Origin of the sequence: Paenibacillus sp. FSL R5-0701, from assembly GCF_037973995.1 — a bacterium.
In the GTDB taxonomy this organism is placed as follows: domain Bacteria; phylum Bacillota; class Bacilli; order Paenibacillales; family Paenibacillaceae; genus Paenibacillus.
This window is the reverse complement of record NZ_CP150230.1, coordinates 6,415,648-6,428,518: the sequence shown is the minus strand read 5'-3', so window position 1 is coordinate 6,428,518 and position 12,871 is coordinate 6,415,648. Positions and strand designations below refer to the sequence as shown.

The window sequence follows — 12,871 nt, the reverse complement described above, 5'->3', positions numbered from 1 at the left end:
TCCTCTACAATGAGATATACCGAAGATTTCTGAATGCTTGGGGGAACATAATTACATGCTGCACAAATTTAAAAAGATAGACTATTCTATTGTCTTTATACTCGTTATTCTGATGGGTATCAGTATTTTATCGATTTACAGTACAACGTTTGGTCGTCCGAGATGGGAATCCTATCCCCAAAAGGCAGGGATTTTCTATATTATAGGTTTCATCGTATTCTTCGGAATGTCTATGATTAACTATAAAGTGATTATTAAAAACTATTTATATATCTACGGTGTGGGTCTACTGCTACTCGTCATCGTTAACTTTTTCGGTGTTACGTATTATGGAGCCCAAGGCTGGTTATCCATTTTTGGCCTTAGTTTGCAGCCTGCGGAATTATTTAAGTTGTGTTTAATCGTTTTCCTGTCTGCTCTGCTTGCGAGAAAGAAAAACAGACCCTTATTCTTCGGGCGTGATGTCATTCCGATCGCACTGTGCGTTTTGCCTCCTTTGTTGTTGGTTCTGCTTCAAAATGATTTGGGGAATGCTTTGAGCTATGTAGTCATTCTTGTCGGTCTGTTGTGGATTGGCAATGTGAAATTCAGCCATGCACTGATTGGTTTTGTGATTGCTGTCGCTGCCTTTATTGGTGGAACACAGGCCTATATTCATTATCATGATGAAGTTGCCAAGTTCCTCAAGGATATTGGACGTGCTCACTGGGCTGAGCGGTTTGACCCTTGGCTCGTGCCAGAACAGACATCCAGAGATGTATTGTGGCAGACCTATAATGCCAAGTTAGCCATCGGTTCAGGAGGAATCAGTGGTAAGGGGTATCTCGAAGGTACGACAATCCAGTCCAATCGAGTACCGCTCGCATACGCGGATTCCATCTTTGTGCAGATTGGTGAAGAATTCGGTTTTGTTGGAGCCTCGGTATTGTTACTGCTCTACTTTATTCTGATTCACAGGCTGGTGTTGATCGCGCTGGAGTGCAAGGATCGAGCTGGGCCGTACCTAATTGTAGGTATTATCTCAATGTTGCTCTATCAGATTTTCGTTAATATCGGTCCGTTTATCGGTCTGATGCCATTAACAGGGATCACCCTTCCGTTTATCAGTTTCGGTGGTACCTCTCTTGTGCTCAACATGCTCAGTATGGGCGTTGTCATGAGTATCAAAGTGCATACGGAAGAAAATGAAGATATCCTGGGTTCGTCAGAACAACTCAGTATTACGGAACTGGTCATGAAATTGTTCAGACGGAAGCCATCACAGCAAGAGCAATAACTCTCTGGAATCAAATCGTGAAGCAAACAAAAGATATTTAGGTATAAGCCGAGATCACGATAAAACCCTGGAACAGACCAACCCAAGTCACATTGGGTGGATGTTTTGGGGTTTTTATTGTTTTTACGGCGTAATTCAGGCCATTGAATAGTTCATTTTTTTAACCTGAAATGACCCTGATTTCCATTTTATTATCCAATTATATACAATGGTAATATTGAGTTTAATTGGAAATCATAGAATGCTAGATTTCAGGGGGATGGACGGCGTCATGTTGAGAATGCTGAAAAAGATGGACGGTGTGATTCTTTTTGTCATGCTGCTGCTCATGATTATTAGTGTATTTGCGATTTATAGCGGAACGCAGACAGATGCCAACCTGGCGAATCATCATGTCAAAACGATGTATTTCTATGTGGCCGGGTTCATTGCGGTGCTTGTGATCGGGCTTGTGAATTACAAGTTATACGTGAAATATGCGTTTTATTTGTATGGCTTGGGGATCATACTACTGATCCTGGCCAATGTCCTGGGAAGTTCAATCAATAACGCCAACGGTTGGCTGAAGCTGGGCGAGAACTTTTCTTTTCAACCCGCAGAGCTGTTCAAGATGATTCTGATTTTGTTCCTCGCCCATTTGATCGTGAAGAGACAACGAGGCACGCTGAAATTTTGGAGAGATATTGTGCCGATTGGCTGTTGGGCGTTTATTCCGTTTGCCCTTGTTATGGCTCAGAATGATTTGGGGAATGCGCTGGGGTATGTGGTGATTTTGGCTGCGGTATTCTGGATCGGAAATATGAGGCTGAAGCACGCATTGATTGCACTGGCGATTGTGGGGGGAGCGTTCTTTGGTTTTGTCAAAGCTTATACCTTCTACCATGATGAAGTATTCACTTTTCTTGAGAAGATAAAACGTGAGCATTGGGCGGAGCGGATTGATCCCTGGCTTGTACCGGAAAAGGCTACCTCAAAGGCTTCTTGGCATACGAAAAATGCAGGTTTAGCCATCGGTTCAGGGGGCATCATCGGCAAAGGTTATTTGCAAGGAACATCCGTTCAGAGTGGACGAGTCCCCTATACGTATTCTGATTCCATTTTTGTTGTGATCGCAGAGGAGTTTGGCTTTGTTGGTGCATCCGTACTGATTCTGTTGTACTTTATCCTGATCCACCGCATGGTGCTGATTGCTCTGGCATGCAGAGATCGCGCGGGACCCGTCATCATTGTAGGTATTATCGGAATGTTATTGTATCAGGTGTTTGAGAACGTGGGGGCGTTCCTCGGACTGATGCCACTCACAGGTATTACGTTACCGTTCATCAGTTACGGCGGCACCTCTTTGCTTATAAATATGGCTTGCATCGGTGTAGTCATGAGCATAAAGTTGTACGGGCAAGAAGAGGAGGATGAACTTCTGATCGGGGAGCAGCAACCTCGGTTGTCGGAACGTTTATGGAATATGCTCAAGAAAGAGAAAAGTGCTGTGTAACTGTTGAGTCGGTGTAGTGAAAAGCAAAGCTGTGGAGTAGATAACGTGATCTTTCGTAGGAATAAAGAGGTTGATTTGCCCTGTAACCAGGTGCAGATCAGCCTTTTTTAACATGACTGGTGAGCGAATGTAAATGAGAGAATTGATGTAGTAGATTTATTGCAAATGCTAGGTTTACTTCCGGTTCTTCGGGGCATACTGATAGACATGAGAGAGTTGCAGGCAACGTGATCAGAGAGCCAAGGGGGAGAACGGAATGAACAGACGAATTGTAAAGCAAATTGGACTTATTATTTTATGTCTTATGTTGATTATCATGATGTGGGAAGGTCAGAAAACGGATGCAGCTGTGGCAGCCACAGCAATTCCAGAACAATCGATTCGCTTGCGTATTCTAGCAAACTCGGATGCACCGGGAGATCAATTGGTGAAACGCGAGATTCGGGATGCTGTCGTTGCTCAGATGGGCGAGTGGGTAGCCGAACTGGAGAATCCGCAAAGTCTGGATGAAGCGCGCAAGGTTATTCGTGAGCATTTGTCCGAGATTGAGAATAGAGTAGGAGAAGAGTTGGCCAGTCGCGGTTTAAATTATGAGTATCAGGTGGAGCTGGGTTCCGTTCCGTTCCCGACCAAACTATATGGTGGCACTGTGTATCCTGCCGGAGATTATGAAGCGGTTCGTATTACGCTGGGCGAAGGAAAAGGTCAGAACTGGTGGTGTGTGTTGTTCCCGCCGTTGTGCTTCATTGATGCAGGGACCGGGGATGCACTGGCGAAACCTTCAACGGTATCAGCCGCAGCGGCTGAACCAGGAGATGCAGAAGCATCTGTGCAGGAAGACACACCGGAAGCGAGATTCTTTCTGTGGGATATGGCTGTGAAACTATGGAGTTGGGTAACTGGATTGTTCGCATAACAACGTATTTATAATATGATTAAGGGTGACTTCGATTCATGGAGCTGCCCTTTTGATATGAATTAGTGGTGAAGTTAAAGTGAGACTCATGCGTGGAGTGAAATGTGAAGGGCATCCGAGGCGGGAGAGGTATGTTATAATTACTTATATTGAATATGGATATGAACTAACCTACTTGAAGTTTAGGAATGATGATATATGAGCAGAGAAAACGAACCAGTTCAACACACCTCTGAGATGAGGGATGGTAGAGAAAACCGTGATATGAAAGCTTCGAGAGAACTGGTCACCGAGATGTGGGATGTACGTGTCTTGGTGAGCGCTGAAAATGATCAAGGAATGGGTAATATTGAATTATTGGATGTGAAAAAGGGGAGCGCCGATCAACAGGCGCTCGCCGACTTGCAGGCTGCCGCAGCCTGCATTCGTCAAGGTCAGACGGTGGCCTTTCCGACCGAGACGGTCTATGGCTTGGGTGCCGATGCGCGTAGCACAGCAGCCGTGGAGGCTGTATTTGTCGCCAAAGGCCGACCTTCCGACAATCCACTGATTGTCCATATTGCGCACCGTGACCAGTTGGATACGCTAGTCACGGAAGTGAACGAAACAGCGGAAGCGCTGATGGCGGCCTTCTGGCCGGGACCACTGACGCTGGTGCTGCCGGTTAGGCCGGGAGCGGTGTCCCCGCGTGTCACCGCCGGACTGGACACGGTGGCCGTGCGCATGCCGGACCACCCGGTGGCCTTGCAGTTGATCGCGGCGGCGGCGTGCCCTGTGGCTGCGCCAAGCGCGAACCGTTCCGGGCGGCCAAGCCCAACACTCGCGTCTCATGTGCGCGAGGATCTGGATGGCCGCATCGGCGGCATTGTGGACGGCGGCCCCACCGGGGTGGGCGTCGAGTCCACGGTTGTGCAGGTCGGTGACGACGGTACCGTCACCATCCTGCGCCCTGGCGGCATTACGGCGGAACAACTGTCCGCCGTTGCCGCCCGTGTCGCCACGGACCCCGCGCTACTCGCGGAGGGGGCCGATGGCGTGGGCAGCCCGGCGCCGCGCTCGCCGGGCATGAAGTACACGCACTACGCACCCGCAGGGGCGCTGTGCGTGGTAGAGGGGCCGCCTGCAGCGGTGGCGGCCTGGATTAGCGCCGCCCTCGCAGAGGCGGCGCAGCGCGGAGAGCGCACCGCGGTGCTGGCGTTCGCCGAGCACGCGGAGCAGTACCGCGCCGATGCCGTGTTCTCGCTGGGAGACGCCAGCGAGCTGGAAGAAGCAGCGCGCCGGCTATACGCCGCGCTGCGTAGCTGCGATGAGCAAGGCGCCACATATATTGTGGCTGAAGCCTGCTCACGCGAAGGGCTGGGAGCAGCCGTCATGAATCGGCTGCTCAAGGCTGCGGGGAACCAACTCATACAAGTTGGCAACCAGCAACCCTCTTAAGCTCTCCTGATCATACAGTCAGGAGAGTAATCACCCTTTTCCAAAACAAAATCAAGATTCTATAAAGCCAGCATCTGACCAGAGATCCGTCGCCGTTTGCCTTTCATCGGTCATGTTTAGGTCCTTGTCCGCATATCGTGTACAAGAACCTTTACGTGACTTGGGGGTATGGGGATGTGGGATGTGTCTGCCCATGTTGGGCAGTTTGTAACCATTTTGATCATGGCTATTGCGCTTGGCCTCGATGCGTTCTCACTCGGAATCGGAATTGGCATGAAGGGCATTCGGCTGCGGGATGTATTGCGAATCAGTATTGTAACGGCGCTGTTTCATATCATCATGCCGCTCATCGGCATGTATATGGGCAAATACGTCAGCTCCCTGCTCGGTGACATTACGACGTATGCGGCAGGTGGATTGCTTGTTTTGCTGGGTGCTCATATGATTCTGAATGCATTCCGTGAAGGCGATACCAAGCTGGTGGACCACCGTTCCCTGCTCGGCGTTGTGTTGTTCTCCCTCAGCGTAAGTGTGGACTCGTTCTCCGTTGGCGTTTCCTTAGGGATGTTTAGCAGTGATCTGATCTTAACCGTACTTGCTTTCGGTGTTTGTGGCGGGGTGATGTCGGTTATGGGGCTGTTATTAGGCCGTCGGGTGAGCCAGAATCTCGGGGATTACGGCGAAGCTATTGGTGGCGCAATCTTGCTTGCGTTTGGACTTTTGTTTATATTTTAGAATAAAACTTGAGATATCATATCATTCGCATCATATGTAAAATGGGGAGGCTAACACAATGAAACATATTTTATTCGTATGTACAGGAAATACGTGCCGCAGCCCCATGGCAGAGGGGCTTTTGCGAAAACTGGCATCGGAGCGCGGCATTCAGGTAGAGGTTCGCTCCGCAGGTGTGGCAGCAACGTCGGGTATGCCGATCTCCCGACATGCTGAAGCGGTTTTGAGAGATCATAACGTTGAAGGTCCACCTCATTCCACACAGCTTAGCGCTAACCTGGTAGGTTGGGCCGATCTGGTTCTTACGTTAACACGGAGTCATAAGCAGCATGTCATGCAGGTTTTTCCCGATTCAGTCCACAAAACTTATACATTGAAAGAATATGTGGAGGATGATGAACAGGTATTAAGTGATGTTCAGGAGTTGGACAGCCTGTTTGCAACGCTTGAGATGAAACGTGCCCTTGGGCAAGAGATCCTGGCATCGGAGCGTGAGCGAGCCATTGAGATTAGACAACGAATTCCAAGTTTCGACATCTCCGATCCGTTTGGGGGAAGTCGTGATGATTACAATATAGCTGCAGCTGAGATTCGGACGGCATTGGACCGGCTTTTGGATAAGCTGGGATAATTCTGATCCTGCGGGGCAGGTTATAGAAATAGGACACGTGATGTAAATTAACCGTTGATTTTAGCCGCGGGTTGTTTTATGATGAAGGGGAAAACAGGGATCCGGTGTAACTGGCGACGAAGTGGGCATAACCACGATGGAGCACCGGAACAAACGGCCGGTCGCCTGGGCAAAAGAGCAATTCTGCGTTACCCGCAGACTGCTCTTTTTTTCGTCTTTCATCTGATTATTCGCTATAATAGTACCTGAGATGCCGTGCAAGAATACGAAGGACAGCTAAGAGACAGCGGGCATGATTTTATCGGGAGGCGATGATAGGATGACTATAGAGTTAGATTCGGAACAACCCGGATTGCAGGAACAGACCGCGTCTATTCTGCATGAACTTGCGCTTGCCGGACAGCTTGGGCCTGGACAGATCGTTGTGATCGGTACAAGCACAAGTGAAGTCGCAGGCGCTCGGATTGGTACGAGTGGTGCCATTGAAGTGGCACAGCAGCTTCTTGCGGGTATACGCGAGGTGCAGGAGGAATTCGGTTTTGACACGGTATTCCAATGTTGTGAGCATCTGAACCGTGCGTTGGTAATGGAACGTTCTGTGCTTACTCGTCTTGGATTGACCGAGGTTGGTGCAGTACCCGTGCCCAAGGCCGGAGGTTCAATGGCATCCGCAGCATATCGTTCGCTGACCGATCCATGCCTGGCTGAACATGTGCAGGCCCATGCGGGACTGGACATTGGGGAGACGATGATTGGGATGCATCTCCGGCATGTAGCCGTACCTTTTCGTACAGCGCTCCGTTATGTTGGAGATGCACGTGTAATCACAGCGTTGACTCGTCCGAAGTTGATTGGCGGCGAACGCGCGGTGTATCGTATGGAAGAACAACCAGATTCGACATTATGTGACTAACATATTCAACCTACTTCACTATACTTGGGAGGAATTTAATCATGGAACAATTGCGCAAGAATGACCCGGCAGTACTGGAAGCGATGAATCTTGAACTGAAACGTCAACAGAACAACATCGAACTGATCGCATCCGAGAACATCGTAAGTGAAGCAGTAATCGAAGCAATGGGATCTGTTCTGACCAACAAGTACGCTGAAGGATATCCAGGCAAACGTTACTATGGCGGTTGTGAGCATGTGGACATCGTTGAAGACATCGCGCGTGATCGTGCAAAAGAATTGTTCGGAGCAGAACATGTGAATGTTCAACCTCACTCCGGTGCACAAGCGAACATGGCAGTATATCTTGCAGCGTTGAAACCTGGTGATACTGTACTCGGTATGAACCTTGCCCATGGTGGACACCTCACACACGGTAGCCCGGTTAACGCATCCGGTTTGCTGTATAACTTTGTAGCATACGGCGTACAGGAAGATACATTCCTGATTGATTATGATGAAGTACGCAAAGCGGCTTTCAAACACCGCCCTCGTCTGATCGTTGCAGGTGCAAGTGCATATCCGCGTACCATTGATTTTGAAAAGCTGGCTTCCATCGCCAATGATGTAGGTGCTTTGTTCATGGTGGACATGGCTCACATCGCAGGACTGGTTGCTGCTGGTTTGCATCCAAACCCGGTTCCACATGCGCATTTCGTTACAACAACAACACACAAAACGCTGCGTGGACCTCGTGGTGGTATGATTCTGTGCCGCAAAGCGTGGGCAGCAGCGATTGATAAAGCCGTATTCCCTGGTTCCCAAGGAGGACCTTTGATGCACGTGATCGCTTCCAAAGCGGTAGCATTCGGAGAAGCTTTGCAACCTTCGTTCAAAACATATGCACAGAATGTTGTGAAAAACGCACAGGTTCTGGCTGAAACACTGATCGCTGAAGGATTGAACATCGTATCCGGTGGTACAGATAACCACTTGATGCTGATCGACACACGCAGTGTGAACATCACAGGTAAGGAAGCTGAGCATGTGCTTGACTCCATCGGTATTACCGTGAACAAAAATGCCATTCCATTCGACCCTACAAGCCCGTTTGTAACGAGTGGTATTCGAATTGGTACACCTGCTGCAACTTCCCGTGGCATGAACGAAGAAGCAATGGTAGCGATCGGTAAGATCATTGCCAAAACGCTGAAAAATCCAAAAGATACAGCGAAGCTGGATGAAGCTCGTGCAGAAGTAACTGCACTGACAGACCAATTCCCGCTCTATACAGATCTTAAATACTAAAAAACTTTGCTCATGCTGCTTTCTTTTGAGTTTTTATAAATTGGAATACAAAAGACGAAGCTGGCAGAATGCAATCGGAGAAGCGAAGCGCTCGCCTTTATCCCATGATTTTCTCCTTATATAGGAGAATCAAAAAAATCAGGGGATAACAGCGATCGTAGGTGCAATCTGTTTGCGGAGCATCACTTGTATTCATATTTTTTCCCACTCAATGACATAACAGCATGAGCAAAACAGGACCGGATGGATCATTTTCCGGTCCTGTTTTTTATAGGATTCGGTAATCTGTAATGATTGGGTGCCCTTTGATGGTGTAATTCGTTGTTGGTGATGATATAATATACAGGATTTATCGAGCCCATGAATGGTGGCTAGGTATATTTGGAAATGCTGAACATGAAGAACTTACCGGAGGGACAAATTAGATGGGAAAATTAGTAATATGTGATCACCCTTTGATTCAACACAAACTGACGTTTATACGCGACATGCGTACGAATACGAAAGATTTTCGTGAATTGGTGGATGAAGTAGCAACGTTGATGGCTTATGAGATTACAAGAGATGTTGAACTGGAAACGATTGATGTACAGACACCTGTAGCTGCAACACAAGGTAAAGTTATCTCTGGACGTATGCTCGGACTGGTGCCGATTCTGCGTGCAGGACTCGGAATGCTGGATGGCGTTGTGAAATTATTGCCAGCGGCAAAAGTTGGACATGTTGGTCTGTTCCGTGACCCGGAAACACTGCAACCGGTAGAATACTACACCAAACTGCCTACAGACGTAACAGAGCGTCAATTGATTGTAATTGATCCGATGCTGGCAACGGGTGGTTCGGCAATTGCAGCTATTGACGTGCTCAAAAAACGTGGCTGTACCCAAATCAAAATGATGAACCTGGTTGCAGCACCGGAAGGCGTAAAAGCTGTGCAGGATGCACATCCCGATGTGGACATCTATGTAGCAGCATTGGACGACCGTCTGGATGATCATGGTTATATCGTTCCAGGGCTTGGAGATGCAGGAGACCGTCTATACGGCACTAAATAAGCATATCGCATGCTTTGTAAGAGGTTGTTCAAAAAGTCCAATTTTGATTACGAAGGATGCCCAAGGGCATCATCGGCATCGAATATGAAATTCAGCCGAAATGTCCGTTGCTCACGTAGTTTTCCCTACGCTCTGCTACTCCATTTCTACCTTCATTCCATATTCTTGGTACTGAAAACCGGACTTTTTGAACATGAACTTATAGAAAAGGGGCTTTGCTCGAATGTCCAACAAAATTAAAGTCATGACGATCTTCGGGGTGCGTCCGGAAGCCATCAAGATGGCTCCGCTTATTTTGGAATTGCAGAAACACCCTGAGTCTATTGAATCTATTGTTTGCGTAACTGCGCAGCATCGCCAGATGTTGGATCAGGTACTTGACGTTTTCGACATTCATCCCGATTATGATCTGGATGTGATGAAGGACCGTCAGACATTGAATGAAATTACAATTCGTGTGCTTGGTGGTCTGGAGCCCGTGTTAGCTGAAGCTAAACCGGATATTGTGCTGGTTCACGGGGATACATTAACTACCTTTGTAGCGAGCTACGCAGCATTCTTGCAACAGATTCAGGTAGGACATGTGGAAGCGGGACTGCGGACGTGGAACAAGCTGTCTCCATATCCGGAAGAGATGAACCGTCAGCTGACGGGAGTACTGGCTGATCTACACTTTGCGCCTACGGATTGGTCTTCTTCCAATCTTGTCAAAGAAAATAAATCGGAGTCTAGTACGTACGTCACAGGCAACACGGTAACAGATGTGTTTCAATATACTGTACGGGAGGACTACACACACCCGGTACTTGATTGGGCCCAAGGCAAACGCCTTGTGCTGATGACAGCTCATCGCCGCGAATCTCAAGGCGAGCCTCACCGCAACATTTTCCAGGCCGTCAAACGGATTGCCGACGAATTCGAAGATATTGCCATCGTGTACCCGGTGCATCCAAGTCCTGCTGTGAAGGAGCCGGCTCACGCGATTTTGGGGAATCATCCCCGTATTCAATTAATTGATCCACTAGACGTGGTGGATTTGCATAACTTTTACCCGCACACTCACTTGATTTTGACCGATTCAGGCGGTTTGCAGGAAGAAGCGCCTTCGTTTGGTGTGCCTGTGCTCGTATTGCGCGATACAACAGAACGCCCGGAAGGTATTGAAGCCGGAACGCTGGAATTGGTAGGTACCGAAGAGGAACTTGTGTATGAACGGACCAAAGCTCTGCTTACAGACAAAACCCTGTATGCAAGCATGAGTCAGGCTGCCAATCCATACGGTGATGGACATGCTTCGGAAAGAATTGTCAATGCGATTTTGCACCATTTTGGTGTAAATAGTGAGCGTCCGGAATCATTTCACAGAAAATTCAAAAAATAATACATTTTTTCTGACGGATTTATAAAGGGCAAGCATACAGTTAAACTGTACGGTTTACGCGGGTTTATGGGCTTTGAGGGTCTGTATTCCCGTCGTTTCCCCCTTTAAAACGCTAAAATCATTCAATTGACAAAGGCTCTCATCATTCAGTAAAATTAACTGGGATTGCAAGGGTGGCGTGGAAAATGGCCGATTCGAACAAACCAAATTCATCCCGTAACCATGACGATAATGTGTGGAAAGCGATGGGGCTCGTGACAGCTTTTGGGATCGAGATTGCCATTCTCGCTGTTGCCGGATATTACGCTGGCTCCTGGTTGGACAAGACCATCGGGGGTAACGGAATATGGATCGCCGTAAGCGTTCTCTTTTTTCTTGCGGCAGGCGGTGTAAGCATCTACTTTATCGCGAAAAAATTCATGGGGGAAAGTGATGAGTGAACTAACCAGATACCGCAGATCGATGACTGTTTTCATCATGTACTTTCTTATGATTTGTTTTCTCGCAGCGGCCTTTATGCCACGTGTGGAGACAATTGCTTTGGGACTGGCCCTGGGTACAGGAGTTAGCTGGATCAATGCATTTTACTTGGGCTACAAAGTAAGGAAAATGTCTGATGATGCGGCAGAAGGTAACTTGAAGCGTGTGAACCTGGGATTTTTGACAAGAGCGGCACTCGCTGTGCTCGGTATATTCATATCGATGCGCTTTCCGCAGTACTTCAATACATATGCGGTTGCAGGCGGTCTCGTCATTGCACAATATTCCTTACTGATTATAGGGATTGTCCATTCCCGCAGAGCAGAATGATGTTAAGGGCTGCAGCTTTCAAGTCGAGAAAGGGGTGAGAAAAATATGCATGAAGCTCCAATTATTATGCTTGGCGGATTTCGACTGGATCTATCGGTACTGTTGATGCTGGTGGTAACAGGTGCACTTGTTTTTATTTTTGCTGTACTGGCAACACGGAGATTATCCGTTGAAAATCCCGGCAAGCTGCAAAATTTTATGGAGTGGGCAGTAGAATTCGTCCGCAATCTGATTTCCAGTACAATGGATATGAAGAAAGGTAAACATTTTATCTCTCTCGCTCTTTCCATGATTATGTTCATTTTTGTAGGAAACATGCTCGGACTTCCATTCCAAGCGGTAACTGCAGTGGACAGCGCAGAACATGCGCAAGTATTCGGTAAGCCGATTGTTACAGCGGTGGAGGCGTTTGAAAAAGCGCATGCCAAGGACCCTGAAGCACACCCACACGTTGAACTGGCCTGGTGGAAATCACCAACAGCCGACTTGTCTGTAACGATGGGACTCGCTCTTGTAGCGTTCCTGGTATCTCATGGACTGGGATTGTTCCGCAACACAAAAGGATATCTCCAGCATTACCTGAAGCCATTCGCTTTGTTCTTGCCAATCAACTTGATTGAGACGGCATCCAAGCTGTTGACACACGGTATGCGTCTATTCGCGAATATCTTCGCAGGTGAGGTACTGATCGCAACGATCCTGAAACTGACCACATTTAAAGTGTTTGGTGCTATTGCAGCGATTCCGCTACTTATGGTGTGGCAAGGCTTTAGTATCTTTATCGGCGCGATCCAGGCATTTGTGTTTGTTATCTTGATGATGGTGTACATTTCACAGAGCATCGAGACGCACGACGAGCATTAAGTTTCAAGCCCTACGAAGATTTCTTCACCAGGCTGAACAATAAAAAATTCGATTTATCATTTTAAGGAGGAT

Annotated in this window: 13 protein-coding genes and 1 riboswitch; all 13 genes read left to right on the top strand. The window is 47.9% G+C overall.

Annotation, left to right across the window (positions count from 1 at the left end; all coding sequences use genetic code 11):
- Window positions 1-55 precede the first annotated feature (55 nt).
- The 13 genes from MKZ13_RS28290 to atpB all read left to right on the top strand — a co-directional run bounded on the left by MKZ13_RS28290 (window position 56) and on the right by atpB (window position 12,799).
- Complete coding sequence (locus MKZ13_RS28290) at window positions 56-1,276, top strand: FtsW/RodA/SpoVE family cell cycle protein (protein WP_339179929.1); 1,221 nt, start codon at window positions 56-58, stop codon at window positions 1,274-1,276.
- A gap of 271 nt (window positions 1,277-1,547) precedes the next feature.
- The gene (locus MKZ13_RS28285; protein ID WP_339179926.1) at window positions 1,548-2,768 is read left to right on the top strand and encodes an FtsW/RodA/SpoVE family cell cycle protein; all 1,221 of its coding nucleotides are present in this window, start codon (window positions 1,548-1,550) and stop codon (window positions 2,766-2,768) included.
- A 256-nt stretch (window positions 2,769-3,024) separates the two neighbouring features.
- Complete coding sequence (spoIIR, locus tag MKZ13_RS28280; protein ID WP_339179924.1) at window positions 3,025-3,684, top strand: stage II sporulation protein R; 660 nt, start codon at window positions 3,025-3,027, stop codon at window positions 3,682-3,684.
- 198 nt (window positions 3,685-3,882) lie between these two features.
- Window positions 3,883-5,121 (top strand): L-threonylcarbamoyladenylate synthase, encoded by a 1,239-nt coding sequence (locus MKZ13_RS28275; protein WP_339179922.1) that lies wholly within the window; start codon window positions 3,883-3,885, stop codon window positions 5,119-5,121.
- A gap of 174 nt (window positions 5,122-5,295) precedes the next feature.
- Complete coding sequence (locus MKZ13_RS28270) at window positions 5,296-5,856, top strand: manganese efflux pump MntP family protein (protein WP_221821826.1); 561 nt, start codon at window positions 5,296-5,298, stop codon at window positions 5,854-5,856.
- A 58-nt stretch (window positions 5,857-5,914) separates the two neighbouring features.
- Window positions 5,915-6,487 (top strand): low molecular weight protein arginine phosphatase, encoded by a 573-nt coding sequence (locus MKZ13_RS28265; protein WP_221821825.1) that lies wholly within the window; start codon window positions 5,915-5,917, stop codon window positions 6,485-6,487.
- 96 nt (window positions 6,488-6,583) lie between these two features.
- Window positions 6,584-6,665: riboswitch (ZMP/ZTP riboswitch) on the top strand.
- Between the two features lie 141 nt (window positions 6,666-6,806).
- Window positions 6,807-7,400 (top strand): TIGR01440 family protein, encoded by a 594-nt coding sequence (locus MKZ13_RS28260; protein WP_339179917.1) that lies wholly within the window; start codon window positions 6,807-6,809, stop codon window positions 7,398-7,400.
- A gap of 41 nt (window positions 7,401-7,441) precedes the next feature.
- Entirely contained in the window at window positions 7,442-8,689 is a 1,248-nt protein-coding gene (glyA, locus tag MKZ13_RS28255) for a serine hydroxymethyltransferase (RefSeq protein ID WP_017691928.1), read from the top strand.
- 425 nt (window positions 8,690-9,114) lie between these two features.
- Window positions 9,115-9,744: a uracil phosphoribosyltransferase gene (gene upp / locus MKZ13_RS28250; RefSeq protein ID WP_017691929.1), complete on the top strand. Its 630-nt coding sequence runs from the start codon at window positions 9,115-9,117 to the stop codon at window positions 9,742-9,744.
- Between the two features lie 223 nt (window positions 9,745-9,967).
- Complete coding sequence (wecB, locus tag MKZ13_RS28245) at window positions 9,968-11,125, top strand: UDP-N-acetylglucosamine 2-epimerase (non-hydrolyzing) (protein WP_339179915.1); 1,158 nt, start codon at window positions 9,968-9,970, stop codon at window positions 11,123-11,125.
- A 185-nt stretch (window positions 11,126-11,310) separates the two neighbouring features.
- A complete protein-coding gene (locus MKZ13_RS28240) occupies window positions 11,311-11,565 on the top strand; it encodes an AtpZ/AtpI family protein (RefSeq protein WP_024632723.1) in 255 nt (84 codons plus the stop codon).
- Entirely contained in the window at window positions 11,558-11,935 is a 378-nt protein-coding gene (locus MKZ13_RS28235) for an ATP synthase subunit I (protein WP_339179912.1), read from the top strand. The genes MKZ13_RS28240 and MKZ13_RS28235 overlap by 8 nt, the downstream gene beginning before the upstream one ends.
- Before the next feature lie 45 nt (window positions 11,936-11,980).
- Window positions 11,981-12,799 (top strand): F0F1 ATP synthase subunit A, encoded by an 819-nt coding sequence (gene atpB, locus MKZ13_RS28230; RefSeq protein ID WP_339179909.1) that lies wholly within the window; start codon window positions 11,981-11,983, stop codon window positions 12,797-12,799.
- The last annotated feature ends 72 nt before the right edge of the window (window positions 12,800-12,871 follow it).